Origin of the sequence: Mucilaginibacter pedocola (assembly GCF_002013915.1) — a bacterium.
In the GTDB taxonomy this organism is placed as follows: domain Bacteria; phylum Bacteroidota; class Bacteroidia; order Sphingobacteriales; family Sphingobacteriaceae; genus Mucilaginibacter; species Mucilaginibacter pedocola.
Map to the genome: position 1 here is coordinate 21,922 of NZ_MBTF01000023.1, position 26,796 is coordinate 48,717.

31 protein-coding genes are annotated in these 26,796 nt (G+C 47.1%); 23 read left to right on the forward strand and 8 right to left on the reverse strand.

Features of this window, described 5'->3' with window-relative positions:
- Positions 1-218: 218 nt before the first annotated feature.
- Positions 219-800 (forward strand): Crp/Fnr family transcriptional regulator, encoded by a 582-nt coding sequence (locus BC343_RS17580; RefSeq protein WP_078349112.1) that lies wholly within the window; start codon positions 219-221, stop codon positions 798-800.
- 52 nt (positions 801-852) lie between these two features.
- On the opposite strand, the gene BC343_RS17585 is transcribed toward BC343_RS17580, so the two are convergent.
- Positions 853-1,437, reverse strand: coding sequence for an NADPH-dependent F420 reductase (locus BC343_RS17585; RefSeq protein WP_078349113.1), 585 nt, complete (start codon positions 1,435-1,437; stop codon positions 853-855).
- Between the two features lie 184 nt (positions 1,438-1,621).
- Between BC343_RS17585 and BC343_RS17590 the strand changes: the two genes are divergently transcribed.
- The 8 genes from BC343_RS17590 to BC343_RS17630 all read left to right on the forward strand — a co-directional run bounded on the left by BC343_RS17590 (position 1,622) and on the right by BC343_RS17630 (position 8,447).
- Complete coding sequence (locus tag BC343_RS17590) at positions 1,622-2,191, forward strand: Crp/Fnr family transcriptional regulator (protein WP_078349114.1); 570 nt, start codon at positions 1,622-1,624, stop codon at positions 2,189-2,191.
- A 78-nt stretch (positions 2,192-2,269) separates the two neighbouring features.
- On the forward strand, positions 2,270-3,133 hold the full coding sequence (locus BC343_RS17595) for an SDR family oxidoreductase (protein ID WP_078349115.1): 864 nt from the start codon (positions 2,270-2,272) through the stop codon (positions 3,131-3,133).
- A 161-nt stretch (positions 3,134-3,294) separates the two neighbouring features.
- Positions 3,295-3,600 (forward strand): ArsR/SmtB family transcription factor, encoded by a 306-nt coding sequence (locus tag BC343_RS17600; RefSeq protein ID WP_078349116.1) that lies wholly within the window; start codon positions 3,295-3,297, stop codon positions 3,598-3,600.
- A 49-nt stretch (positions 3,601-3,649) separates the two neighbouring features.
- Positions 3,650-4,618 carry a zinc-dependent alcohol dehydrogenase family protein gene (locus tag BC343_RS17605; protein ID WP_078349117.1) on the forward strand — a complete coding sequence of 323 codons (969 nt, stop codon included), beginning with the start codon at positions 3,650-3,652 and terminating at the stop codon, positions 4,616-4,618.
- 86 nt (positions 4,619-4,704) lie between these two features.
- Positions 4,705-4,962 carry a helix-turn-helix domain-containing protein gene (locus BC343_RS17610; protein WP_078349118.1) on the forward strand — a complete coding sequence of 86 codons (258 nt, stop codon included), beginning with the start codon at positions 4,705-4,707 and terminating at the stop codon, positions 4,960-4,962.
- A gap of 957 nt (positions 4,963-5,919) precedes the next feature.
- Positions 5,920-6,630 carry a DUF4397 domain-containing protein gene (locus BC343_RS17620; protein WP_162276894.1) on the forward strand — a complete coding sequence of 237 codons (711 nt, stop codon included), beginning with the start codon at positions 5,920-5,922 and terminating at the stop codon, positions 6,628-6,630.
- Positions 6,631-6,669: 39 nt separating this feature from the next.
- Positions 6,670-7,302, forward strand: coding sequence for an RNA polymerase sigma factor (locus BC343_RS17625; RefSeq protein ID WP_078349121.1), 633 nt, complete (start codon positions 6,670-6,672; stop codon positions 7,300-7,302).
- On the forward strand, positions 7,299-8,447 hold the full coding sequence (locus BC343_RS17630) for a hypothetical protein (RefSeq protein ID WP_078349122.1): 1,149 nt from the start codon (positions 7,299-7,301) through the stop codon (positions 8,445-8,447). Before BC343_RS17625 ends, BC343_RS17630 begins: the two co-directional genes overlap by 4 nt.
- 13 nt (positions 8,448-8,460) lie before the next feature.
- On the opposite strand, the gene BC343_RS17635 is transcribed toward BC343_RS17630, so the two are convergent.
- Positions 8,461-9,363: an AraC family transcriptional regulator gene (locus BC343_RS17635; RefSeq protein WP_078349123.1), complete on the reverse strand. Its 903-nt coding sequence runs from the start codon at positions 9,361-9,363 to the stop codon at positions 8,461-8,463.
- A gap of 197 nt (positions 9,364-9,560) precedes the next feature.
- Here BC343_RS17635 and BC343_RS17640 point away from each other — a divergent pair, with 197 nt between their 5' ends.
- Positions 9,561-9,980, forward strand: coding sequence for a hypothetical protein (locus BC343_RS17640; RefSeq protein ID WP_078349124.1), 420 nt, complete (start codon positions 9,561-9,563; stop codon positions 9,978-9,980).
- Between the two features lie 82 nt (positions 9,981-10,062).
- Positions 10,063-10,320 carry a hypothetical protein gene (locus BC343_RS17645; RefSeq protein WP_078349125.1) on the forward strand — a complete coding sequence of 86 codons (258 nt, stop codon included), beginning with the start codon at positions 10,063-10,065 and terminating at the stop codon, positions 10,318-10,320.
- A 15-nt stretch (positions 10,321-10,335) separates the two neighbouring features.
- Here the strand turns inward: BC343_RS17645 and BC343_RS17650 are convergent, their stop codons facing one another.
- Positions 10,336-10,707, reverse strand: a complete 372-nt coding sequence (locus tag BC343_RS17650; protein ID WP_262493457.1) for a winged helix-turn-helix transcriptional regulator — start codon at positions 10,705-10,707, stop codon at positions 10,336-10,338.
- A gap of 173 nt (positions 10,708-10,880) precedes the next feature.
- Here BC343_RS17650 and BC343_RS17655 point away from each other — a divergent pair, with 173 nt between their 5' ends.
- The 4 genes from BC343_RS17655 (at position 10,881) to BC343_RS17670 (ending at position 14,071) form a co-directional block, all read left to right on the forward strand.
- Positions 10,881-11,675: an SDR family oxidoreductase gene (locus tag BC343_RS17655; RefSeq protein WP_202909815.1), complete on the forward strand. Its 795-nt coding sequence runs from the start codon at positions 10,881-10,883 to the stop codon at positions 11,673-11,675.
- A 19-nt stretch (positions 11,676-11,694) separates the two neighbouring features.
- The gene (locus tag BC343_RS17660; RefSeq protein WP_078349126.1) at positions 11,695-12,018 is read left to right on the forward strand and encodes a nuclear transport factor 2 family protein; all 324 of its coding nucleotides are present in this window, start codon (positions 11,695-11,697) and stop codon (positions 12,016-12,018) included.
- Positions 12,019-12,129: 111 nt separating this feature from the next.
- On the forward strand, positions 12,130-13,017 hold the full coding sequence (locus BC343_RS17665; protein WP_078349127.1) for a helix-turn-helix domain-containing protein: 888 nt from the start codon (positions 12,130-12,132) through the stop codon (positions 13,015-13,017).
- Between the two features lie 91 nt (positions 13,018-13,108).
- Positions 13,109-14,071: a hypothetical protein gene (locus BC343_RS17670; RefSeq protein WP_202909816.1), complete on the forward strand. Its 963-nt coding sequence runs from the start codon at positions 13,109-13,111 to the stop codon at positions 14,069-14,071.
- Positions 14,072-14,156: 85 nt separating this feature from the next.
- Here BC343_RS17670 and BC343_RS17675 read toward each other — a convergent pair whose 3' ends face one another.
- Positions 14,157-14,573, reverse strand: a complete 417-nt coding sequence (locus tag BC343_RS17675) for an acyl-CoA thioesterase (protein ID WP_078349611.1) — start codon at positions 14,571-14,573, stop codon at positions 14,157-14,159.
- Positions 14,574-14,793: 220 nt separating this feature from the next.
- Here BC343_RS17675 and BC343_RS17680 point away from each other — a divergent pair, with 220 nt between their 5' ends.
- From BC343_RS17680 to BC343_RS17710, 7 genes are all read left to right on the forward strand, one after another.
- Positions 14,794-15,702: an alpha/beta fold hydrolase gene (locus BC343_RS17680; RefSeq protein ID WP_078349129.1), complete on the forward strand. Its 909-nt coding sequence runs from the start codon at positions 14,794-14,796 to the stop codon at positions 15,700-15,702.
- Positions 15,703-15,797: 95 nt separating this feature from the next.
- Positions 15,798-16,298: a hypothetical protein gene (locus BC343_RS17685; protein WP_143822247.1), complete on the forward strand. Its 501-nt coding sequence runs from the start codon at positions 15,798-15,800 to the stop codon at positions 16,296-16,298.
- 5 nt (positions 16,299-16,303) lie between these two features.
- The gene (locus BC343_RS17690; protein WP_078349612.1) at positions 16,304-17,230 is read left to right on the forward strand and encodes a DMT family transporter; all 927 of its coding nucleotides are present in this window, start codon (positions 16,304-16,306) and stop codon (positions 17,228-17,230) included.
- Between the two features lie 216 nt (positions 17,231-17,446).
- Entirely contained in the window at positions 17,447-20,530 is a 3,084-nt protein-coding gene (locus BC343_RS17695) for a sensor histidine kinase (protein WP_078349131.1), read from the forward strand.
- 2 nt (positions 20,531-20,532) lie between these two features.
- Entirely contained in the window at positions 20,533-21,222 is a 690-nt protein-coding gene (locus BC343_RS17700; RefSeq protein ID WP_238381799.1) for a response regulator transcription factor, read from the forward strand.
- Positions 21,223-21,253: 31 nt separating this feature from the next.
- A complete protein-coding gene (locus BC343_RS17705) occupies positions 21,254-21,619 on the forward strand; it encodes a CoA-binding protein (protein ID WP_394333383.1) in 366 nt (121 codons plus the stop codon).
- Positions 21,620-21,851: 232 nt separating this feature from the next.
- Positions 21,852-23,087, forward strand: coding sequence for a condensation domain-containing protein (locus BC343_RS17710; protein ID WP_078349132.1), 1,236 nt, complete (start codon positions 21,852-21,854; stop codon positions 23,085-23,087).
- Positions 23,088-23,190: 103 nt separating this feature from the next.
- On the opposite strand, the gene BC343_RS17715 is transcribed toward BC343_RS17710, so the two are convergent.
- On the reverse strand, positions 23,191-23,715 hold the full coding sequence (locus tag BC343_RS17715; protein WP_238381800.1) for a DNA-3-methyladenine glycosylase I: 525 nt from the start codon (positions 23,713-23,715) through the stop codon (positions 23,191-23,193).
- Between the two features lie 41 nt (positions 23,716-23,756).
- The gene (locus tag BC343_RS17720; protein WP_238381801.1) at positions 23,757-24,173 is read right to left on the reverse strand and encodes a winged helix-turn-helix transcriptional regulator; all 417 of its coding nucleotides are present in this window, start codon (positions 24,171-24,173) and stop codon (positions 23,757-23,759) included.
- A gap of 247 nt (positions 24,174-24,420) precedes the next feature.
- Between BC343_RS17720 and BC343_RS17725 the strand changes: the two genes are divergently transcribed.
- Complete coding sequence (locus tag BC343_RS17725; RefSeq protein WP_078349135.1) at positions 24,421-24,813, forward strand: RNA recognition motif domain-containing protein; 393 nt, start codon at positions 24,421-24,423, stop codon at positions 24,811-24,813.
- Positions 24,814-24,815: 2 nt separating this feature from the next.
- Here BC343_RS17725 and BC343_RS17730 read toward each other — a convergent pair whose 3' ends face one another.
- A complete protein-coding gene (locus tag BC343_RS17730) occupies positions 24,816-25,349 on the reverse strand; it encodes an ORF6N domain-containing protein (RefSeq protein ID WP_078349136.1) in 534 nt (177 codons plus the stop codon).
- Positions 25,346-26,593, reverse strand: coding sequence for a site-specific integrase (locus BC343_RS17735; protein ID WP_078349137.1), 1,248 nt, complete (start codon positions 26,591-26,593; stop codon positions 25,346-25,348). The genes BC343_RS17730 and BC343_RS17735 overlap by 4 nt, the downstream gene beginning before the upstream one ends.
- Between the last annotated feature and the right edge of the window lie 203 nt (positions 26,594-26,796).

Genomic DNA, 26,796 nt, shown 5'->3' on the forward strand with positions numbered 1-26,796 from the left:
TTACTTCAACATTATTTGACCTTAAAATGCCTTTCGGGGGCATTCGGCCATAAACCCTCACAACACACTTATCCGGGAAATATCGAAGTGTTATGACAGGCTGTTAGATCCTTAGTAATTGATCAGCTATATTATTAAGTGGTTTGTTTACAAGCTGTGCTTTTTCTACAGCATGTTTTTATTATTCGTAAATTCGAAAGAGATAGGGGGCTTCATAAATGTATCAGAATTTAATTAATTACATCACCAATTATTCCGGTTTACCACTAAGCTTTCAGGAAACAGGATTGATACAAAATATTTTTCAGCCAAAGAAACTGCGGAGAAGGCAGTACCTGTTACAAGCGGGCGATGTTTCTAAATACACGGCTTTCATTACAAAGGGGGCCATGCGCCAATATTTAATAGACGATAAGGGAAACGAGAAGGTTGTACAGCTGTATATAGAAGATCACTGGGCAGACGACCGCGCCAGTTTGCTGTCGAACAAACCTTCGGTTTATAATATCGAAGCATGGGAAGATACCGAGATGCTGATTATAAGCCCCAAAGATTTTTATGAACTGGCAGATAAAATACCTGCTATGGCGCAGATGCTTAGGGTTATGGACGACAGGCACGCTATTGCTTTGCACGGAAGATTAAATTCCATGATACGTGATACGGCTGAGGCACGCTATATGGAGTTTGAGCGGAAGTATCCGCATTTTGTACAACGGTTCCCCCAGCACCACATTGCATCGTACCTCGGCGTTACTAAAGAAACGTTAAGCCGGGTAAAAAGACAATCCATGAGGTAAATTAAGAGCCGATTTTCATCGACCCTTAATTATAACGGAATAGTGATTAAACTCAGTTAGGGTAGCTTACCAGGTTCAACACCGATAGAGCTTTCCCAAATTCGGTTATTGGCGAACCCTGGTCAAGGCTGCCCAGGTCAACTCCGGCAAACCCGAATTGTGTAATGATGTTCCCAACGGTTTCTTTGGCAGACGGATGATTACCGGAATAGAAAATAACGCGCTTGCCGTTATCAACAACAGGGTCGGTATCAAGCGTCGCCGCTATCAGAGTATTAAACGCCTTCACTACTTTAGCGCCGGGGATCAGCTCAGAAATTGCAGCACTTGTTGGTTTGTCAGCAGCGCCGCTATTCATGTTATTGGTGGTGTCGATTACGATCTTGCCGGCAAGCTGATCTTTTACTTTTGCCAATGCCCCCGGTATTTGATCCCACAATACGGTGAGGACAACCAGGTCTGCGGTAGCGGCATCTTCGCTTGTACCGGCAGTTGCTAAGCCCCCGAGTTCGTTAACCAGGGGCTGCAATGATTCAGGGCCCCTTGAATTTGAAATGATGACAGGAAATCCTGCATTAACAAATTTTTTAGCAAGTGCTTTTCCGATATGGCCTGCGCCAATAAATCCAATTTTCATAAGGTTTATGTTTTCAATGATTTGTAATACCGTAAATATGACGCAGGCAACGGTTCTGTAACGATGAGGTATGATAAAAAATAACGTTGACAATTGTCAATCCTGCAAAGGCATCGTGTATGTCAATTTTCATTATTTACCAAATGGTAAATAAACTGCCGTTAATAAAGCCGAAATTTAACTTATGGAAGCGTTCGTTAATTACATTCTCCAATTCGGGAACCTCAATAAACAGCAAACAGATTTTATTCTGAGCAAGGCCAAAACACTGGAACTTCATAAAGAGGATTATTTTTCTGAAGCCGGCAAAATCCCCAGGTATGTTGGCTTTCTGCTGGATGGTGTGGTTCGTTTTTGTTATTATAACAACAAAGGTGAAGAGATAACACATTCGTTTATTGATGAGAATAATTTTGTTTCCGACCAGCAACGGTTCGAATCACAGGTAGTCGCATCCGAATATATACAAGCGGTTACCAATTGTAAATTCCTTGTTTTCTCGAAAAAAGCCTGGGACGAGATAGGCAACACCGTTGTTGGCTGGAAAGATATTGAGCACCTGATTTTAAAGAATTGCCTGTTGAAAACCATTGAAAGAAGAAGCCCGCTGGTATCAGAAGATGCCACCACCCGTTATTTATCGTTTATCGAGCATTTCCCGGGCCTTCTCAGCCGTGTACCGCTCTCGCATATTGCTTCCTACCTTGGCATCACGCAGCAATCGTTAAGCCGTATCAGAAAAAATATACGTTAAAATCACTTTTTACCAAATGGTAAATGTTTTCATTTTTAAGTTACCAAACTTTGCATCATCAACTTATATAAAAAGAAAATGAGCAAAAAAATAGTTTTAATAACAGGAACAAATAGTGGTTTTGGATGGCTGACCGCCCATAGCGTTGCAGCTTTAGGGCATAAAGTTTATGCCACCATGAGAGATACCAAAGGTAAAAATGCTGAAAAAGCACAAGAACTGTCGGCTGTAGAGAACGTGACTGTATTGGATGTTTCGCTAACTGATGACGAAAGCGTAAAACAGGCTGTAGATACCATTATAGCAAATGAAGGCAGAGTTGATGTGCTGGTTAATAACGCCGGTGTGTCAATGAATGGGGTAGCGGAAAGCTTCACCACAGCCGATGTAAAGGCCATATTCGATGTAAACGTATTTGCGCCCTGGAGATTCATTAAACAGGTACTACCGGCCATGCGTGAGCAAGCCGATGGCCTCATCATCAATGTAACCAGCGGTTTTGGCAGGGTTTCCTTTCCGTTCGCAACCATATATGCAGGGTCCAAGTTCGGCCTTGAAGGAATTAGTGAGGGCTTGCACTATGAAGTTAAACGCCTTGGTATAGATGTCGCCATACTGGAGCCGGGTGCATTTCCTACCGAAATGTCTCAGAAAACACAATACGCCTCAGACCAATCGGTGTTTGAAGGTTACAGTGCTATCGCCGAAATTCCCGGGAAAATGGTGGGAGCGATCACCGAGCTGATACAAAGCCACAACCCCAACCCGAAGGATGTTGCCGATGCTATTGTAGAATTGATCGGTGCAGAAAAAGGCAAAAGGCCATTGAGAACCGTTGTTGACCCGATAACCGGGAAATACATACATGCTGCTAATGAGGCAGTAGCTGAACAATTTGCACCGGGCCTAACGCTGTTTGGCATGGGCGAGCTGTTAGCTTAAAGGGGAAGGTTTGAATAAGGTTTAAAATTGTTAAGGGCGGTGGTGGGCGATGACCCGCTACCGTTTTTGCTTTAAATATTTCCGGCGGCGTTCTTTATCACGAAAGCGTAAATTTTAAAAGGGTGCTTGTAGGTATTTAGGTAAATGCCTAAATTTGTGGTATGAAACTGCTAGAGGTAATAAAATCTTTATCTAACCAAACTCGCCTGGATATCCTTACCTGGTTGAAAGATCCCTTTGCTTATTTTGCGGCTGAGGAATTGGACGACTATAAGCCCTCGTTAGGCGTGTGTGTATCTGATATCGCTAAAAAGGCAAAAATGTCTATCCCCACAGTTTCGGTTTATCTTAAAAATATGGCAGCAGCTGATCTTTTGGTGGCAACAAGAAAAGACCAGTGGACATATTATAAACGTAACGAAGCGGCTATACAACAGTTGGCATCGTTGATCAAAGATAGCTTATAAAATTTTTTGATTATAGAATTAGAAGTTTACCTAAATAACTAAATATAAAATGAAAGCAGCAGTATTGAACGAGTTCGGCTCGGTTGAAAAATTTGCAATATTAGATGTGCCAACCCCACAACCGGGAGTTGATGAAGTGCTTGTAAAAGTGATGGCGACATCAGTGAATCCGCTGGATTACCAGGTACGACGGGGGGATTATAAAAATGAATTGCAGCTTCCCGTCATTACCGGGCATGATGTGTCCGGCGTGATCGTAGAAATAGGGACGGGTGTTAAAAATTTTAAGGTTGGTGACGAGGTATATTATACGCCGGAAATTTTTAACGGACAAGGAAGCTATGCAGAATACCACGTTGCAAGAGAATCGATAATCGGCATCAAACCTAAAAATGTAAGCCATTTAGAGGCTGCGACATTTCCGTTGGCAGCGGGTACTGCCTGGGAGATGCTTTACACCAGGGCGCAACTTAAGGCCAACCAAACTATTTTGATACACGGTGGTGCGGGTGGGGTGGGTATCCCCACTATTCAGATGGCAAAGGCTATGGGTGCCATCGTTTATACCACGGCAAGAAGTGTTCATCAAAGGTTTCTCAAAGAACTGGGAGCGGATCATGTCATCGACTATGAAAAGGAAAACTATATCGATGCGATATTAGAACTGACAAATAACAATGGTGTGGACATTGTGATTGATACCATAGGCGGTAATACACTTTCGGATAGCGGTAAGATCTTGACCCAGATGGGCCAGGTAGTAACCATTGTTGATATTGAAAAGCCGCAAAACCTGATCCACGCGTGGGGCAAAAATGCCACTTACCATTTTGTGTTCACCAGGCAGAACAGAAACAAATTGGACGAACTCACCAAACTGATAGAGTCCGGGAAACTAAAGCCTGTGTTAAACAAAGTCTTCCAATTGTCGGAAATTGGAAAGGCGCATAGCCTGCTTGAATTTAAAGAAGGCGATAGAAATTTCTATGGGAAGATTGGCGTACAGATAGGCAATTAAAACAGGTAGGTATAGGCAAAATCCGGGCAATCCATTTTTACATACTCGTTTTTCAGTTCCACCTTCGCTCCATAATAAAGAATATTATGGCAGCAATAGACATAGTCACCAAGGAAGGCCTAAACCGCTTTAAGAACGAGCTTTTTGATGAACTTAAAGAATTGCTCAAACCTGCAGCGAATACAGGCCAAAAACAATGGCTGAGAAGCCAGGAAGTGCGGCACTTACTTCATATCTCACCCGGCACACTGCAAAACTTCCGCATGAACGGTACACTTAGTTTTACCAGGGTCGGTTCGATGCATTACTATAAACTGGATGACATCAATGCTTTGCTGGAATGAGGGTTTACATCATGAAAACATTTCAACCGCTGACTTCTCGCCTGAGCGGAGATTCAATATTATTGGTATCGCATGTAGCCCTGTTTTTTGCGCTGTTCAAAAGCCGGCAACGGAACGGGCATGCTGCACCATTTCAGGTCAACCGCCGGGAACTGATGCGCATCTCAAAGATAAGCTCGATTGCCACATACCACCGGTAGATCAGGGGCCTGAGCAAAAGGAGTATATCATTTACCGCCCCAGCTATCATCCGAAATTAGGCAGCCAGGTAGACTGGCCTAAATAAAGCCAGCGTCAAACAGCCTAAAATCCAATTACATCGACGGGCTGTAGGCAAGGGGATCCTTGGCCTCGCAAGCGCCCAGCAAAGATGTATTTTCGTCCACGAAAACCACTTTGCTTGTTGCCGCAAGGAAATCAGGGGCGGCGGAACTTGCCCCTTTGCCGGGTGTGGAGGATTCGGAGGCCTTAACCACCAGATTATGCAAATAATGGAGCAATGATTCCGCAACACTTTGACCATTGCAATCAGTTAATTACAACAAGCTATTTTGATTTCCGTATTACACAAAATGATGCTCATAAGAGGACGTATTAGAGTGGTCAATGGCTCCGTATTCTCCACCTGGGCGCCGAAAGGTAGAACAGGCGGCATTACTCGTACATTTTTTCCCCAAGGTATCTATCGGGCCTAAGTTTTTGATATCAAACTGTTTCGGTTTAAAGTTCTCAATTGGCCTCCACTACCTCTCATTTGAGCCCCCACATCAGGTTACCTGTCCCCATTATCAGTGATTTTTTGGCAAGCCAAAGGCGGGCAACTTTGCGGCCATCTAAGGCAGATCAATGCTAAGAGGGGAGGCGATATCACTTCCAAAAAAAGATCGAAAAAAAAAACGGGGCTGTTGCTTTTCGTAAATGCCCCCCGTTATACCGGGTAAAACAAAGATCAAGAATATGAAAACAACCATGATGAATTACACAAAATTGTTCAAACCTGCTGCCGGCCTTTTAGCCATCGCAATGCTATTCACTGCTTGTACAAAGGACAACAACGCGGTCGTGACACCGGGTGCCGCAGCACTATCAGTGATCCATGCTGCACCAGGTACGCCTGAACTTCATTTGAAAGTGAATGGCACCAAAAGTGACCTGAAAGCCCTGACATTCGGTACGGCCAGTCCTTATGGCAAGATACAGGAAGAGAATTTAGAGTTCAGCATCACCAAAAAAGACTCTTCACGCATCATTACCCGTTCAACCTTGCCATTACGCAATGGTAAAAACTACTCTTTGTTCATTGCGGACATCCCGGCCAGGGCTGCGTTTACCCTTATTGAAGATGACCTGAGCGCGCCGGCTACCGACAAAGCGAAAGTTCGCTTCGTGAACATGAGCCCGAACAGCGGCAACCTTGACCTTGTGTTAACGGGCCAAACTGCGCCGGTAACTACGAACACCGCATTCAAAGCAGGAACAGCTTTCGCATCAGTAACTCCCGGAGCGGAATTGAACTTCGAGATCAGGGAGAACACTAAAACAGAGGTATTGGCAAAGATCGAGAAAGTGAAGATCGAAAAGGGCAAGATTTACACGATATGGGCTAGAGGATTGAAAGCAGCGGCCGATTCGACTAAACTTTCACTGGCTGTGATCACGAACAAATAATCTGAAGAAGCTGAGCGGCCATTCACGGTAACCCCGTGAATGGCCGTTATTGTGATGAGAGCGAACGCACTGTTATCTACATTTTGGGGGGCGGCCAAGGTCAGGCCGATCAGGAAGCTGGAGGACATCCTTGCCGGGTGCCTAGTAGGTGACGAGCATTGCCGGGAATGGCTGTACCGCTCTTTTTATGGCTATGTGATGGGCGTGGTCATCAGGTACCATAAGGATAACGAGGCGAATGAAGAACTGGTGAACGATAGCTTTATTAAGATCTTCAGGCATTTACATTCTTTCAATTATACCGGCCCGTCAGACGAGCTGCCGAAATTATTCCGTGGCTGGATCGCGCGGATCGCTTCGCGGACCGTTATCGATTTTCTTCGTATCGACAAGAACCGATTCCAAAGTGAGGAGATCAGCGATCTGCATATCACCGGCGTCCAGGCCACGGTCATGGAAAAGATGAATGCAGAAGAGATCTTACGGATGCTCGATCAGCTGCCTGAACTTCAAAAGGTCATCTTCAACATGTTCGAGATCGAAGGATTCAAACATGAAGAGATCGCCGCTCATCTTAATATCCCGGTTAAGCATAGCCGTGTCTACCTTTCCCGTGCCAAGGAAAGGCTTCGTAGTATATATCAGGAATATAATCATCGTGAACGAACATGAAAGAGGAACTGATCGATCACATCAGAACGCAACTAACTGAATTTGAAGTGGGGTATCGTGATGGCGCTTGGGAGCGGTTCAACCGGCAACAGGGCCGTCGCCGGCGTGTGGTATTTTGGACGCGTTTAGCCGGGGCCGCTGCTATATTATTGTGTATACTCCGTATCATCGTGCCGTGGGTACACCAGGATGGAGTGGTAATACAAAATCATCCACAGGCACAAGCCAACAGGATCCGGCCCGTTACACCTATTGCTGAGCAGCAGCACAGCCCGCCTGCCAGGGCTGTAGCGGTATCCCGCATCATTAAAAAAGCCAGACCAACGGTAGCGGAAGGGGGGGCTTTAACCGAAGAAACGCCGGGCCGCCTCACGGATAGCCTAAATAGCATGCGCCCGCTACTTGCCGCAATGGAGAACCCGGGCCCGATGGCCCTTCAAGTGGCCGGCCCTTTCACGGAAAGTGGCCACGAGGAAAAAATACCGCCGGGCGAAAAGCAAGAGGTCCGTACGGGCGTCCGTGAACGGGCTTCCGGAAAATGGCGGTTAGCTTTCGCATTCGGGCAAGCGATGGACAATCGTTTGAAGGCCGATATCGGTTTAGGCCTGGACATAGCTTACAAAGCCACTGGCCGCCTTTCGATCTCCGCCGGTGTGCATTTTAATCAGCTTGGCGGCGGGTTCAGGGACCGTCATCCGGATCTTAGCACCAGCACCGGTAAAGTGCTGACCGGTTCCCAGGCGAGTTTGCAGGGAATTGAGATCCCGTTTGGCCTGGAGATTAAAGCCAGTAGCAGGCTGTATGCGCATGCGGGCATATCAGCCTACGCAGTTACTGGCCAGCGACAGCATCTTGATTATACCGAACAAAAGACCACGGTTAACACCTATGTAGATCCTGACGGGAATATGCGGTCGGAAACGGTGACTGTAAATGAATTTTCTACAGAAAGTGTACCGGAAGAACAACTCAGGCGGCGCTCCGGTGTATTCGGGCTCTATAATTTTGCAATTGGCTGGCGGCAGCAAGTGGCGAAAAAATACGCGGTCTCTATTGAGCCATTCGTTAAAGTGCCGTTAAGCCGCTATTCAGATCAAAACCTGAACCTTGTGCAGGGAGGGCTTCGTCTGAAAGTCGATCTTTGACCAGGTCATACCGTCAGGCCGAGCGGCGGTAAGTACTTGGATTTTGGCCGCAATGCTTCTTAAAGAACTTGCTGAACACGAACTGGTCGCTGAAGTTTAAGGCTTCCGCGATGTGAGCGATCGGCATGCCCGATTCGTTCAAGAGCACTTTTGCTTCTACAACGAGCATTTCGTCGATGAGTTCACCTGCGGTCCTTCCGGTCAGTTCCCGCGTGGCGGTGGTCAGGTATTTGGGCGTGATATTCAGCATATCGGCATACGCCTGAACGCTTTTTTCTTCTTTAAATTTTTTGGTGACGAGTTTAAGGAACTGGTGCACCACATACTCCTTTCGGTGCCCGGACACCACATAAGGTTTCTCGAACCGCTGATATAAGGCGCCGACCTCGAAAATGAGTGCGGAAAAAAGGTGCCGCAAAATATCTTCGCTATAAAACGTATTCGCACGGGCATGCCTGAGCCTTGTTCCGAGCGCGTTAAGCTGCGTCACGACCAGGTCGGACTGATCGTCGCGCAGCGACACCACCGGGTCAATAATGCCGGACAAGTAGTCGAACGCCTCCGCGGTCTTTGAAGGAAGGGCCGAACTTAAAAGGTAGTCATTAGAGAACAGCAGATTGATGGAGGTGCAATCCGGCGTTACCGTGCCAAAATGCCTCACCATATTGGCTGTGAATAATACCAGGTCGTTTTTTTTCAAAGTGTACTCCAATAGGTTGACTTTGACATTAACCTGTCCCCCGGTGATTAGGTGCACGGAATTATGGTCAGAACGATATGGCGATATGCCGGACGTATCCATCTCTTGCGCATCCGTATCAAACACGTATAAACCATTACAGGTGGTATCGAGGTCCAGCCTCGACCGCAAGAGGTCTATCGTTAAATTTTCTATCGTCTGTTTTTTCTTTTTCATGCTACCGAAAGGCGCTATCGTAAGTGTTTGACCATCAGCGTTACAGCTTAAAGTTAATAAGATAGTGATAATTTACCAAATGAGCCCCGCCATTGGTGTTTTTTAGTGGGACGTTCCGAACATATTTAGGCGTTGTCCGGCTATGTTTCTGCGTAATGAGATATCCGAGATTTGTGATGTAATCAAAAGCAAATATCATGGATAGGCAACAAACATCTGTAAACGGGTACATCATCAACTGGGCTTTGATGGTGGCGGCATCGTTCACCTGGCTACGTATCTTCCCGGTCCCGTTAGGCCTGTTGGCCGGTATCCCTGCACTGCAGCATGATCTTTATTTACAGCTTTTGGCCAGCCTAGCTTTCGCTAACAAAATAGCTTTTTTAAGTATCCTGGCCCATATTTTCATCAAGAGGAACCTGGCGTTTCTGAGGGCGCCATTATTGATATTAGCCATCGAGGCCGTTCTGAACCTGCAATTGCTGATCGTCCTATTAGTTGTCGTATCAGGCCTTACCTACGGTTTTGATCCCTCGCTAAAGTCCGAAAAAGACATATCCGACGGTCAATACCCTGACGCTATCCTACATGATCGTCGGTATCGCGCTGACCAATAGCCTCATCATGTTAGCGAATATGCTGATCGTAGATCTATCAAAGGTGCTTCGTCGAGCGCGTAAACAGACTCCGCTCGTTACCATGGAATTGGGCTCGCTTTCATTGGAACGGCATGGCTTACCGGACGCGCACAACGTTACCAAAGCCCGCGGGATAACCAACGGTGTTTTGACAAGTACCAAATCAGTTGGCCTGCACGGGGCCGAAGCACCGGCCCAGTACGGTGAGAACCACGGCCCGGATAAATGGCGGTTCACTTACCATGATGAACTTATATTTTTCTTCGGCTACTGCATGTGCCTACCGGAGCATTACCAGGACTATGTAGGCCCGCCCTAGCGTTATAGCAGGCCATCAGGCTAAGGAACGGATCCTTGCGCCTTCCGGGTGAGCGTCGGAAGTTTCAACTGAAGATAGTGCGGTTCGCCTTAAAATGACCCTGCGCAACCGGTCCTGGTGTTCATCCCCCCAAAGTCCGATGGAACTGATCAGCGGGATCAGTGTTTTGCCAAAATCGGTAAGGGTGTATTCCACTCTGGGCGGCATAACCGGAAAGATCTTTTTGGTGACTAATTCATGGTCCTCCAATTCTTTCAGCTGCACATTCAGCACCCGCCTGGTAACATCCGGGATCTTTCGCTGAAGTTCGCTTGGCCGCAGGTTGCCTTCGTTAATGAACCACAGTATACGGATCTTCCATTTGCCATAGAGGACCTCACCGACCAGGTCAAGCCCGCAATTTTAAGAGGGAATAGTCTTTTTTTCATACATAAATACAAATATACAACAGGCTCGATAACTGAACAATACGGATAAATTTATCACTATCTGATTCGTAACCCCGTAATTGTTTGATGCCCGCGTACTGTTGAGATTTGGCCCAAAAAACAATAATAATCATGACGCAACAAATCAATTACAGCAATGAATTATCAGGCAAGATCGCCTTGGTAACAGGTGGTACAAAAGGAGCCGGAAAGGCGATCGCTGAAAGGCTGTTGCAAGCCGGAGCAACAGTAATTATAACTGCGAGGAATGCACCGGAAGAAGAAAACGGTGGCCTGCAGTTTATTTCTGCAGATCTGAGCAAGGCGGAAGATGCGCAGAAAGTGATCAGCGAAGTGCTGTCAACCCATGGCAGGCTGGATATCCTGGTAAACAACCTTGGCGGTTCATCCACACCCGCCGGTGGTTTTTCAGCATTGAATGATGAGGATTGGATATCCACCATTCAAGCTAATTTACTGGCTCCTGTCAGGCTTGACAGGGGGTTTTTACCGCAAATGGTCGAGCGGAAAAGTGGTGTTATTATTCACATCGCTTCCATACAGGGCATATTGCCGCTGTATGATTCTACCCTGCCTTATGCGGCCGCAAAAGCAGGATTGATCAATTACAGTAAAAGTTTATCGAAAGAAGTCACGCCAAAAGGTGTCCGCGTGCTGGCTGTTTCCCCGGGATGGATAAATACATCAGCATCGATCGCCTTTTTGGGCGAACTCGCAAGAAATGCAAATAGTACTGTAGAAGAAGCTCAGCAAAGCGTCATGGATGCTTTGGGGGGTATACCTTACGGCAGGCCTGCCCATCCGGAAGAAGTAGCCGAACTGGTCGGTTTTCTGGTTTCACCAAGAGCCAATTACTTAACAGGAGCCAATTACGTTATTGACGGCGGTACCGTACCAACCATTTAAAAACAAATAAATAGAAACCATGGAATTACCACAATTAGTAGCGCGTTTCGTAGAGACGCTGAACACCCAGGACAGCAAGGCTTACGTGGAGTTGTTCACCGAGGACGCCATCGTTCATGACGAGGGCAAAACCCATAACGGCAAACAAGAGATCCTCGAATGGATCGAAGATGCCAATGCGAAATATGAATCTTTTATGGAACCACTTCAATACGAAGAGTCGGCATCTAACGGAACATTGACGGCTAATGTATCCGGTACATTTCCGGGAAGTCCGATCGTTCTCCAGTTCCATTTAGGTTTTAAAGACGGCTTGATAGACTCCTTTAACGTGACCGGCTAAACAGCGCCTTAAAGCATTGAAACAGTTTGAGAGAGAACCGCCGGTTCATAGAAGGCGGTTCTCTTTTTTGAACAGTAGCAAACCCGTAAACCACCTTAATGACCATTCAGGATGAAAAATAACATTTTTGCCAACAGTCTTAAAACCATTGGTTCAGTGCTTATTGACAGCAACAACCTGGACCAGATCAATTCGGACCGGTATAAACCATATATCAAGGTCATATACCTACCCGAAGGTGGGCATGTACAAGTGGACTTCGCCGTACATCAGGCGCAAGGGCCGGCACTATTCTTTATAAGTCCCAACCAAATATTGACCGTATCAAGCGTTTTTAAAAACCCCGGTTACCTTATCTATTATAACCGTGATTTTTACTGCCTTCAGCTTCGCGATGAGGAAGTAGCCTGTGATGGCCTGCTATTCAATAATATCAATAGTATGCCTATTACCCACGTTCCTGAACAGGAGGTCGCTTTCATCGATCACCTTATTACGGAGATCGAAAACGAATTAGATTCGGAGGACACCGCGCAGGAGGAAATGTTGAGGGCTTACCTGAAACAGTTAATGATCAAGGCGGCCCGTTTCTGGAAACAGCAGCACCTCGGCGGTGTTTTGGCGGACGAGATGAACGGCGCGGATGATTTCAGGCAATTTACCCGCCTGGTGAATACCCACTACAAACAAAAACATACGGTGGCGGATTACGCCGGCCTCATGCTGATCGCGCCGAAAACACTGACCCACAAATTTAAAAGAATGAATTTGCCGGCTCCTAACGAGGTGATAAAAGGCCGCATCATGCTGGAGGCAAAAAGGTTGCTGGTCCATACCGCGATGTCAGCTAAGGAGATCGCTTACGAACTGGGCTATGATGACCCCGCTTATTTTAGCCGGTTGTTCCTGATCAAAACAGGCGAGTCGCCTTCCGGATTTAAAACAAAATTCCTGGCGCGAGCTGATACGGGAAAAGCAAGTATTTTATCGGTAGCATGAACCGTATACAGCTAACCAGCGCTATTATGTAACCACTTTTGTATTTATAAAATTTAAACAAATGAAGTTTTCGGGTAGATTCTTAATATATATGATGATCGTTATACTGTTCGCCGCAGGTCGCAGCAGTATGGCACAAACCGCGAAACCGGCCCGGCCAAAAGCCGGCCTGGCAGCTATCCAAAAAAAATATGGACTGGACCCTAAAAGTTCCCTGGTATCGCGGCTAACAACCACACCTGCTTATGTCATGGATATTTTCCGGAATGCCGGGATGTCCCCAACTGAGCATCAGGTGACGAAAGATGAATCACGTATCCTGTCGGAGGCGATAGCGGTGCTTCCCCCTTTACACCAGCGTGTATTGAAACAACACCTGAAAAGTATCAGTTTTGTGGATAATATGCCTAACACCGCGATCACCGCACCGGTCACTAAAGAGAAAGAAACAAAGCTTTTTCACATCGCGTTCCGTGCAGGCATACTGCATCAGACCATATCGGAGTGGGTGACTGAAAAAGAAAGAAATTGTTACACCAAGGGCGACTCGGCCATGTCGGTATCTATTCAGGCCGGCCTGATGAGCGCGTTGACTTATGTATTACTCCATGAAGGCACGCACGTCGTCGACGGGGCTCTTGGCCTACTCAACACCGATACCATTGCAGGCCGCCCGGTGCCCAACCCGTTCAGGGCAGGCTTTTCTAAAAATATCTGGAGCGATATCGGTACACATATCTGGCCATTCCCGGATTCACTGGCCGCTAAAAGTATTTTCAGGCCTGGAGGGCGACGGTTCGCTTTGTCCGAAGCGGAACAGGTCTATAAAGCCCTTTCCCAGACACCTTTCGTCTCCTTATATGGATCAGCGAGCTGGCATGAAGACCTTGCGGAGTTGCTGACAATCTATCATTTAACAAAAATGCACGGCCAGCCTTTTCAGGCCATCGTAAAGAAGAACGGAAACGAGGTATTTCGCTTCGAACCCATCTCTTCACCGGCAGTGGAACGCCGTTTCGTCCAACTGGACCGCTTTTACCGTAAGGCCGGTTGATGCGTGTAAACATTTTTAATTATAGCGCCGGAGAACCGTCTTCAAAGACCAGGTTTTTCGGCTTTTTTCTTGATGGTGCTTATCCCTATCCCGCCATCTCCGGAAAATCACTCAGCCGGGTAATAACAGTGTCCGGTAAGTATGGCCGGCCACCTGTGGCGGGTATGCAGGTGCCTGTAAACACCCCTTTCGCCATGATCTTCTTGTTCAACAATATACTTTGTTTGAAATGCAGTTTCGGTAAGCCGTTCCTGTCTTTGTGTACCGAGCAGGTGGCCGTAAATTCGTCACCCTTTTTGAGCGGCCTTACAAAATCCAGGCTGTAGCCGGACAAAACCATGTAAATGCCCTTCCTGGCCTGCTCCTCAAAGTCGAAGCCCAGCACTTCCTTGATAAACGCATGCCGGCACCATTCCATATAAAAGGGATAATACAAGCCATCCATAATTCCCTGTATATCGATGTGTTCGTCTTTTACGGTATAAGCTCTTGAATATTCCATATCGGTGATTTTAAAACGCAAAAGTAGGGGGATCATCAATGGCCTGAAATAACCGATAAAGGGGATATGCCCACTTGTCTGCGGCATCCTTTTGATAAGCGCCGGGAAAAATCTGCAAGACACTCAGCGATATGTGCATTCCAGGAGTGTGGGGTGGTTCGCACCTTTGTAGTGTTAAACAACAGCAATACAAATAGATAATAGATCAAAAAGAAAAACAATGAAAACATTCATCACAACCATCAGTCTTTTAGCGGCCCTGGCTTTTGGCCAGTCAGCCATCGCGCAGGTTAAAAGAGCGCCTGCTTCCGCCGGCCGTTCAGAATATATCGAAGTAGAAAAGAATGTTAAACTACATGTGACCGATCTTGGCGAGGGCCAGCCGGTGGTGCTGATCCATGGGTGGCCACTGAACGACGCCATGTACGAATATCAATATCAATACCTGGTCAAAAAAGGTTTCCGGGTGATTGGTATCTCCCTAAGAGGTTTTGGTAAGTCAGACAGCCCTTACGGTAAATATAACTTTGATGTGTTCTCCGACGACATCAAAGTAGTACTGGAGAAACTCAAAATAGAAAAAGCGGTACTTGGTGGCTTTTCACTTGGCGGCGCGGTGGTAACGCATTATGTTACCAAATACAATAGCGCGCATATTAGCAAATTGGCGCTATTTGGGGCAGCCGCACCATCATGGAAACAGCGCCCGGGTTCACCTTACGGCATCAGCGATGAAGGAGCTAAGGGCCTCATCAAAACCATAGAGACCGATCGTCAGCAACTAATTGAAGGCTTTGGTAAAGGTTTTGGTGCCACCGAGACCAGCCTTTCAGCACCGGCAGCAAACTGGTTGGCCAGCATTAGTGCCGATGCATCTCCCTACGCCACTGCACAAGCAATTATTGCACTTCGCGACTTAGACCTGCGCCCGTCACTAGCCAAGATAAAAATACCAGTGGCCATATTTCACGGCACTCAGGATAAACTGTGTGACTTCAAATTTGCAGAGGAACTGCACAAAGGGATCAAGAACTCCTACATCGTGAAGTTTGAAAAAAGCGGACACGCATTGTTCCTGGAAGAAATGGACAAATTCAATACCGAACTGGAAAAATTCGCCAGGTCATAAAAAATCGACGGACAGGCTGAAACGGCCTGTCCGTTACCATCAACTGATGCGGCAGCAGTATGCCGAGTAGTTTAAGCCCGGCCAACCCGATGATCATGAGACAACACATTTTTGAGAGTGCTGGAAGAAAGATAGGGATGTTGCAGCTCAGTGAATCTAACCTGCATCTCATCTTATCAGAAGCGATCATGCCATTTATCAAGGTCGCTTACCTGTCGGAAGGCAGCATCATCACGATAGATCTCAGGCGTTTTACGATAGGCGTGCCGACGTTGGCCTTTATCAGGCCCGGCCAATTCTTTCACGTCGCGGAATTACCTGTGGCCCCTGGCTACCTGCTGTTTTTTAACGATGCCTTGTATGGCGTGCAAATGAACTGTCTTGAGGGGGAGTTATTTAGTAACCCACCCGATATTATGCTGGTGGCCTTACCCTTACCGCATGTCAAACCTGTCGTTTACCTGCTCACGCTGATCGAAAAAGAACTTCAGCTGGATGAACCCGATACAGAAGATATGCTGCTCGCATTTTTAGAGCAACTCCAGATCAGGGCCGGCAGGCTATGGCGGAGGCAACATCTGGGCCCAAATCGTTGATCAATATGAATTTAAAAAGTAAACAAGCGATCCTAATGGGGCTTGCTTCAGCATTGCTATTCTCCATCACGTTCATTGTAAACAGATTGATGTCCGTCAGCGGGGGTAGCTGGGTCTGGAGTTCGGTGCTTAGGTTCTACTGGATGCTGCCTTTTTTCTTCCTGATCGTAGGCCTAAAAAAGGGGGTAACACCATTATTTAGGGAGATCGCCGCAAGGCCGCTTCAATGGCTGCTCTGGAGTACCGTTGGTTTCGGGTTGTTCTATGCGCCACTGACCTTTGCAGCTGCTTATACGCCCTCCTGGCTGATCGCGGGAACCTGGCAGTTCACCATCATTGCCGGTTTGCTGGTCGCACCTTTCATTAACCGGAAAGGAACGAATGTCCGTACCGGCCATCATTCGGCGCTATTGTATTCAGGTATTATTCTTCTCGGCATCGTAGTTATGCAGGCCCGGGAAGCCATATCGTTACCTCCCGAAAAGGTGATCAAAGGTGCTGTGCCCGTGCTCGTTGCAGCATTCGCTTATCCGCTCGGTAACAGGAAGATGATGCAAGTAACCAATGGCAGATTAGATGTGTATCAGCGTATTCTCGGTATGGTTTTATGCAGCCTGCCGTTTTGGCTAATACTGACGACCGGCGAGATCGTGTTATCCAAGGCCGGGCCTTCACCCGGCCAATATGCGCAGACCCTGGTGGTCGCCATTTTTTCGGGGGTTCTGGCAACGGCCCTGTTCTTCTCCGCGACCGATAAGGTAAGTGCGGATGAAAAAGGGCTTGCCGCGGTCGAGGCCACTCAATCAGCAGAGGTGCTTTTTGCCCTTGCCGGCGAGGTGATCCTATTGGGCAGCCCGCTCCCTGATCTTTATGCGCTGGGTGGTATGGCTTTGGCCATGCTTGGAATGATCCTCCACAGCCTAGAAAGTTAGGGTACCATATGAGCTACTCACGCCGGCCGGTAGCTATACCCCCGATATCGGGGATATGCCTTCGCCAGTTTTAGGGATAGTTTTGCCTTTTAATATTGAAGGGCTTTGCCGAAACAGCTTAATTCATCAGCATCCGCTTTGGCCAGGCAGCATACTGCCAAAGGAAATAAAAGAAAGCCGATTATTTTATACAAAGCCCCACAAAAGTTCCAGACAATGAAGTATCCTATTTTTAGCGAACCTGTTAACATTTTTGCGCTGTTCACATTGCTGATACTGTGTTGTATTTTATGCAGTGTAAGCCGGGTGCAGGGGCAAAATAAGGACCGTTTTTTTAGAACCGTCGGGCCTGAACAAGGACTGTCGCATGCCAAGGTAAATGCTATCATGCAGGACAAGCGTGGTTTTTTATGGTTCGGGACGGAAGATGGGCTCAACAGGTATGACGGAAGGTCCTTCAAGGTCTTCAAAAGTCAGCAGGGACTGCCACAGGGCTTATCGGGGAATATTATCACCGATCTGCACGAAGACGATATGGGGGTGATCTGGATCGCAACGGCCGATGGCGGGTTAACGCGCTACGACTACCGGTCCCGGGCTTCTGGCCAGTTCAGGCAATATAAGCACGACCCGAAGGCAGTTAACAGTATTCCCGATAACAGGATAACCAAGATCGCCGATGACGGGAACGGCCACCTGTGGCTGGCCACCGGCAATAATTACATCGTGCGGTTCAATAAAGCGCGCGGTACATTTGACATTGCTTATAGTAAAAGCCCCAGAAATATATTAACACTGAGTGTGGTCGGGAATGATACCATTTGGGCCGGCCAGGCAGGCGGAGGCTTGATAAAGATCAATACCCGTACCCTCATCGTAAAAGCTTACCCCCGTCACAGCGACCTGTACCTGCCGGGCCCGGAGAAACCGCTGCCATCTGACTTTACAGGCCATGATAACCGCATAAGGGATAGTTTTCTGGTCAACTATCAGCGCCGCTACGACAGTTCAGCGCCGCACATTACAGGAAGGCAAGATGACGATGTTCCGTATGGTAAGATCGTGCCGTTTATAGAAGACAGATCAGGGCATATCTGGATGGCCGGGGCCAACGCAGGTGTTGTGGTGTTGGATCCTAAGAACGGGTCAAGGCGTGAGTACGGGCACCGTAACGAAAGTGGATCGATAGCCGATAACAAAGTCAATGTGATATATACCGACCGGCAGGGTATTATCTGGATCGGGACGGACAACGGGATCAATGTCTATGACCCGGTATATACACCATTCAAAAAAATATTCCTTCCGTCGAAAGGTAACGATATCGTTATTAACGATTTCCACCTGGACAATGCGGGCGATCTATGGATCGGTACGAGTAACGGCATCTATATCAAACGGGCAGGAAAGAAGGGGTTCGAATACCGGAAGGCCCGTTATCGTCAGCAGGCACTGGCGGTTACCAAGTTCTTTTTAGACGTGGACGGCACCTTTTACCTCGGTACGGATTATGCACTATTCAGATATGACAAGCTGACGAATAAAGCCACCCTGCTGCCGAATACGTCTTCAGATCACGTGATGAAAAAGCTAATGGGTTCAAGGATCGTCTCGGTCGTCCGCGATACGATCGGCCAGCACCCTGTCCTGTTGGTATCTTCCTATAGCCATCATATGGCCTATTACGATCTGGCCGATCAAAAATGGGTTGCCAAACCCGGATCCGGGGCCAAAAGATTAGATGTTATGGGTAACCTGATCAAAAAACTGTACAAAGATAAAAAGGGGAATATCTGGCTGGCGACCGATCGCCTTGGATTAGGCTCCTGGGAACGGCCTGTGTCTTCGATCCGCTATTACACCAACGATCTGAACGATATGGCCTCGATCAGCAATAATGATGTTTTTGATCTGAACGAGGATAGGCATGGTAATTTTTGGATCAGCACCTACGGAGGAGGCCTGCATTATTTTGATATCCGCAGTCAAAAATTCGAGCATATTGCGGGTTCGAGCAACCTGACGGAGGGGCTGGAGGCAGACCGGCAGGGCTATTTATGGATGATCTCTAATGGACATTTGCATGGTTACGCCCCCTCCAGTAAAACCTACAGTTGTTATGACCTTCCGGATCTGAAGTCAGGTGCCGGTGTTAAAGGGTACATCTACAAGGATGGGGCGGGGCGGCTTTATGCCGGCGGGACTAATTATTATATTACGTTCGATCCTGCCGAGGTCGCAAAGATCAGCAGCCAGCCCGAGGTTTATTTTACTGATCTCCGGATATTTAATACCTCCTACAGCCATTTGCTTGGTAACCGCGAGATCAGGCTGAATCATGCCCAGAACTATTTTTCGATCGAGTTCTCCGCGCCCGAATACAGTAGCAACCACGTTAAATACCAATATATGCTGGAGGGGTTTGACCAGGGTTGGGCCGATGCAGGCCAGCATGGTTTTGCCAGCTATTCGAACCTGCGCGGGGGGCGATATGTCTTTAAGGTTCGGGCGGCCAATTGGGAGGGCAACAGTATCAGTAAATTCAAGTCGCTCGTGATCCGGGTCAGTCCTCCTATCTATTTCCAATGGTGGTTCTATACGCTATTACTGATCATTCTCAGCGCGGTTGCATACTTGTTATACCGCTACAGGATGCAGGAGTTCCTTAAACGCCAGTCGATCAGGAACACGATCGCACAGGACCTTCATGATCAGATCGGGTCTACCCTCAGTAGTATTTCTATCTATAGTAAAGTAGCGAAAGTTTACCAGGAGCAGCAAAAACAGGACAGGCTTAAACTGCTGCTGGATACGATCAACGAAACGGCTACGGATACCATTAGCGAAATGTCCGATATCGTCTGGGCGATTAACCCTAAGAACGACCATATGAGCAGTTTGGTACAAAAGATCCAATCGTTTGCGCGGCCGCTGTGCGCAGCGAAGGGCATCCGGTTCGCTTTCAATTGCGATGACCGGGTCTTGCAATTGGTACTGGAGATGTCCGCAAGGAAAAACTTCTACCTGATCCTGAAGGAGTCGTTGAATAATGCTATTAAACATTCCGGCTGCCGGACGCTGGCCGTAGATATCCGATCCAATAAGGCCCGGGTGGAAATGGCCATCAATGACGACGGTGCAGGGTTCGATCCGTTGCAAAGCGCTACCCCATTCTGCGGTATCCGGGAAGGCAACGGGTTGAATAACATCAAAGCCCGGGCAAATGAATTGGGTGCTGAATTGCAGATCAGCAGCGAGTCTGGTAAAGGAACGATGATCAGCATGGCATTCCATATTTGAGCATGCGGGCGATTAAAAAAAAAGGTAAATTAATTCAAAAAGCGATGTGCATTCGAGTAGCGATCTTTGATGATAACAAGAACATACGGAACAGTATCATTTTACTACTGAATACTGACCCATCCTTCGAGGTGGCCGGCAATTTCAGTGACGCAGGGAATTGTGTCCATAATGTGCTGGCCTCAAGGCCGGATGTTGTGCTGATGGATATTGAGATGCCGGGAACGGATGGTATTGCTGCCGTTAAATTGTTATCGAAGGAGTTCCCACATATTCCGATCCTGATACAAACCGTATTTGAGGACGACGAGCGTGTCTTTGAATCCATCTGCGCGGGGGCTTCAGGGTATATCCTTAAAAACCAACTGACGAGTTCGCTGACCGATGCGATCAAGGAACTGCAAAGCGGCGGCTCGCCGATGAGCCCTTCGATCGCGCGCCGGGTACTGAATTTGCTACAACGGGGGTATCAGGCTAAAAAAGAGCCCGTTAACGACGAATATAAACTGACCCTACGAGAAAAGGAAGTCCTCACGGCCATAGTGAACGGCTTGAGTTATAAAATGATCGGCCATGAGCTGGGTATCAGTTATGAGACCGTACGCAGCCACATGAAGAACATCTACGAAAAGTTGCATGTGGCCTCCCTGACGGAGGTCGTGGCCAAAGCGATCCATCAAAAACTGGTTTGAACGCCTGTAAATAAACAATAATTCATTCAAAATGGAGATCAAAAAAACACTGATACTGGGCGCTTCGGCCAATCCGGAGCGATATGCTTACCTGGTGGCCAACAAATTGGTGGCGCATGGCCATCCGATCGTCAATGTAGGGCTCAAGGCGGGCATTGTGGCCGGCGTGCCGATCGAAAGGCCAGGAAAAATACACCGGGACATCGATACCATTACGTTGTATGTCAGTCCGGAGAACCAACCCCCACTGTATGATTATATTCTCGAAACAGGGCCAAGGCGAATCATATTCAATCCGGGGGCAGAGAATCAAATACTTCAGCAACTTGCAGTGACACAAGGAATAATTATTGACTATGCGTGTACGCTGGTACTGCTATCCACCGGTCAATTTTGATAAAACAACAGGCAAGATCAACTGCCTGGCCATTAGTTCTCCCCACTTTGAGTGATGCACCTCCCGCCATCGGTGATTGATTACAGAACCCCGGCCCGCCATCTTTGCACTATAAATGTGATCAGCTAATTAAAAATTCAGGGCGCTACAGCGGGAACAGATCCCCGGTCAAGTGCTGGCCGGCCATCAGCCTGCTGGCCCTGTATCAATTAACGAACAAAAAATAATTAAAATGACAAATCAGCAAAACCGCACCCTGGGTGCGTTCGAAAAGACCTTTTGGCTGCTCGACCAGATCGATTCTAAAGATTTCGCCCTTGCCGCAGAGATTGAAGGCCGGGAGACCGTTGAAGCGTGGCAGCAGGCATTGGTGAAACTACAGCAACGCCATCCGAACTTATTCGCGAAAGTTGTACTTGACCAATTTTCAAGGCCTGTACTCGAACATGTGAACGGGATAACGATCCCTTTACGCGTATTGAACGTTGATGATAATTACAGATGGGAAGAAGAAGCCGAAAAAGAACTGGCCACCCGATTCAATACCGCTGAAGCACCACTGTTAAGGGCTGTATTGATACAAAAGCCGGCCATAACAGTTTTAATACTGGCAAGCAGCCATATCGTTGCCGACGGTACTTCTCTTACTTATTTGTTCCGTGATCTGCTGAACGCTTTGGCCGGCAAAGAATTACAGGCCATGAAGCCTCAACTGTCGAACGATGAGAGCTTAGGCCTTCCGGAAGATATTATCATCACAGATGCATCCCATATTGCGTCACTCGCTAATGACTTCAAGGCGGTCACTCCGAAAGTATCTAGCATCAGGGTCGTTCCGGCTATTACACAGAGGCTTATTGAAAAGGCCCGCGAAGAAGGCACGACCGTTCACGGAGCGATATGTGCCGCGGTTCTCACGGCAGTGAGAACGAAGCGTAAGGAATGGTCTGACAAAAAGATCGAGCTTATTTCACCGATATGTGCCCGTGGCCCATTAAAACTGGATGATAACTATGGCCTGAATATTACGACCCACCCGGTATTCTTCGAGGGGGAGCAAGCATATGATTTTTGGGAGATCGCCCGCCTGGCCAAGGCAGGCCTTGCCGGTACGGATACCGAAGAGCATGTAAAAAATTACATCAACTTCTTCCGCGACCTGACCTTTAACAGTCCTGATCTTCAGCAAATGATCGACATCCTGAAAAATGCGTTCAATCACGAGATCATGGTGACCAACCTGGGTAAGTTGAAATATGGTACCGACTTTGGTAAACTTAAACTAAATGCGGTGTACGGGCCGATCGTGCGTTCTGGAAAAGGCATGGAACAGACCGTTGGCGCGCTCAGCAGCAATGGCGCTCTTTGCCTGACCAATACCAGTGACAATCCAATCGAGGGCTTGTTGGAAGCTATAGTGGAGACCCTGGCCGAGGCCTGTAAAGCGGATCAGTATATCGCTGTATAAAATGTAGTAGGCCGCTGACCCTGATGGGATATTAATGTTGTTTCGTTTTGTTAAAGCCTGCGATGCCATTCGCAGGCTTTCTTTTTTGCAAAGAAGATGCCTCTTAATCCTTTGCCCACATCGGGTGGTGTTCCATGACTTTATTAAACACTGGGCAATTATCTATATGCGCGCCCGGCAAAAAACCTATACTCATCAGGAATTCGTTCACGATCTCGCCGCCCGTAAAACGAAAGGCCTTTTTAAATAGTTTGATCCATTCTTCTTTGGACTTAGGATGATGATGTTCGAGCCATTTTAAAAATGAGCCATATTCAGCCTGAATACCCATGATGGCCTTGGCATTTTCGATAGCAGCATTTACCTTCAGGCGGTTGCGGATGATCCCGGGGGCAGCCAAAAGACGCGCGCGGTCCGCATCGTCATAGGCTGCCACTCGCCTGACATCAAAATTATGATAAGCGTTCCTGAAGGAAACCTCTTTTTTTAAGATCGTTTCCCAACTCAGCCCGGCCTGGTTGATCTCCATGATTAAGCGGCCAAAAAGCTCGTTGTCATTAGTTATGGGATAACCGTAATGGCCATCATGATATTTTTTATGGAGGTCCTTTCTGTCCCCTGCCTCCATGTTCGTGATCGCTGTGCAATAACTCATGTTCAATTATTTGTTTATATAGATGATGTGCTTGATGAACCGATATGGTCCCGTAAAATGGCCTCGGTCAACTGTTCCTGGTGCTCTTCTGCCCATTTTCCGGCAATTGATAACACCGGGATCAGCGTTCTTCCGAAATCTGTTAGCGTGTACTCCACTTTCGGGGGCATGACCGGGTAGATCGTCCTGGCCACTAATTCATGCTCTTCCAACTCCTTAAGTTGAATATGGATCACCCTGCTGCTTGCATCCGGCATTTTCCGTTGAAGTTCGCTTGAGCGTATGTTCCCTTGATGGATGAACCACAATATACGGAACTTCCATTTTCCGTACAGGACTTCGCAGGCCAGGTCAAGCCCGCAGTTGAGGGATGGAGTAGTCTTTTTTACATACATAAATACAAATGTACAACTGCCTATATATCTGTGCAATATGGATAAATTTATCCCTGTGGTGTCCGTGCGTTCATAGTTTTATAGTAACCGTCTAACACTATCCATTGCACTGCTTCTACAAAATTAGCACCGCAGCAAGAACGTCAAGGCTATACAAGCGGGCCTGCGCTTAACAGCGGAGTCCCGGCCTTGACATTCTTGCTGCTTGCTGCTTTTCGGTTGTTTACGCATTGCAATGGATAACTGTGTGCAATAAGTAAAACCTGTCTTATATTTGTGTGGTATGGTAAAACTGTTCATAGTCGGCATCCCGAGGGATATGGATGAAGTCGAACTGGTAGAGTTATTCAGTGCACACGGCACGGTCGACACCGTCACGGTCGTTACGAACCGGGTTACGGGCGAAAGTAAAGGCTATGGCTTTATTACAATGGCTGATCCGGCGGGGGCAGAACGGGCGATAGCTGCCCTCGACCAGGCCGAGATCGACGGACGTACGGTCAGCGTGCGGTTCGCAGAAGAGCGACACAAAAGCGGAAGAGTGCCGGATCCTTCGCGACTTGCAGGGCATCGCTCTACTGGTCAGGGCAAGCCGGAAAATGCCCCCCCGCCAAAAAAGGCCTCGTATCACGAAGCCTTGACGGTGATATTTGTTACCCGATGTCGCGTGGCATAAGCCTATTCCTCAGGTTTCGGGAATTTAAATCCAACAGGTTCCCTTGGTTCCCTTTTTTCTGCCAACAGATGTTTCAGCAGGCCGAATAGTTTTTGTATTTGGCCATCGTGGTCTGCCATAATGTTCTCCAGGCGTTCAAGTTTGAGTAATAGTTCCTTATTGCTTAATATCAATTCTCGTATTTTAATGAACACCTCGATGATCTTGATGCTCATTGAAATGGCCTGTTCGCTTTTGATCACGTTCGCCAGCATCAGGATGCCGTGTTCACTGAAGGCATAGGGGGCACTGCCGCCAAGGTGCTGCCTGGAAGGTATCGCATTTTGCGATACCATGAATTCTATTTCTTCTTCTGTTAATTGAAACATAAAATGCCCGGGGAATCTCGTGGCATTCCTTTTAACTTGTTCGCGTAACCTGATGGGTTTTACACCGTAAATATCAGCAAGGTCTTTATCCAGCATAACTTTGATGTTCCGGATAATATATATTTTGTCGAAGATATTTTCTTCGTTTAGCAGTGATGGGTGTGTCATATCGATGGTGCTTGTGTTTTGCTTTTTTTACTTGTGGAAAGCTTTTTTCTCAGCGCTTTCATGTCCTGGCTGACCTTCACGTCCAGTATCTTGGCGTAATGCTGGGTGGTCTTTAGAATAGTATGGCCAAGCATTTTGCTTACTGTTTCGATAGGCACGCCATTAGATAGGGTGACCGTAGTTGCAAACGTATGCCTTGCGAGGTGGAAGGTGAAGTGCTTGGTGATACCGCATAGGTCTGCGATCTCTTTCAGGTATGCATTCATCTTTTGATTGCTTAAAACAGGTAGCACCACGTCCTTAATTTCACATTGAGGATGGCCGTTATAGCGTTTGATGATCTTTGCCGCCTGGGGCAATAATGGAATACGGGAACTGGTATCGGTTTTAAGCCGGGTCGTAAATATCCATTGCTCATTATCTATGCCTTTTCCGATTTCGCTTCTTTTTAGTTTTTGGACATCGGCGTAGAACAGGTCGGTGTAGCAACAAAACACAAAAATATCCCGAACCTGTTCCAATCGTTCGATCCCGAATTCCTTATCGGTGATGCGCTGCAATTCATCCGCCGTTAGAAATGTCCGCTCTTTTGCTTTCGCCGTAGATTTGAAATTAACGAAAGGGTTAACTGTCAGCCAGTTGTTCGCCAGGCAATGGTTGGCCATTTTTTTCAGGTGCTTGATGTATTTTTCTGCAGAAACGCCGCTGCATTTGCAAGTTGACTTTAAGTAATACTCAAAATCTACAATAAAAGCATGGTTTAAGCTTCTAACGTCAATATCTGTCTTGCCATAATTAGCTTTTAGAAAGCCGGATAAATGTTTTACAGAAGTATTGTATCCTTTCAAGGTATTGGCTTCAAAGCCATTCCCGATCAAAGATTTCATTCTTCTGTTATGCTCATCGAAGATCTGCATTAAATACCTTGTCTTTTCGGCGTTGCCGGATAACTGGTTTTTGAGGTTCTCAGCCGTTACCTCCATCCCGCTGTCGAGTAAGATCTGGTGAGCATGCCTGGCTTTTGTCTGCAAAGTATCCAAATAGGTGTTCAGCATTTTTGCTTCTTCCTTATTTCCCCGGCACCTGCCGGCATCTGAATTCCATGTGTTTATTTCGCAGCTTCTTCCGGATGAAAGCTCTGATCTTTTGCCGTTTACAGTGATGCGGATGTAGATAGGAATAGGGCCCTTGTTCCATACTTTTGGCTTCTTTAAATAAAAAAGCAGATTGAAATTTGTGTTCATAACAAGCAATTAGTGGTTAACAAAATTAAACTTGCAATTGCGGCTGAACAAGATGTTTAATTACTGAACATGTTGTATGTCAGTTAATTAAACGAAATTTGGTGAGTGTTTTCTATGCCTTAAATTACTCTCCTCACTCCTCACTTTTTTGGTGGGTTTTGGTGAATAAAATGGCACCTTGACTAAAACAAAAAAGGCTGTAA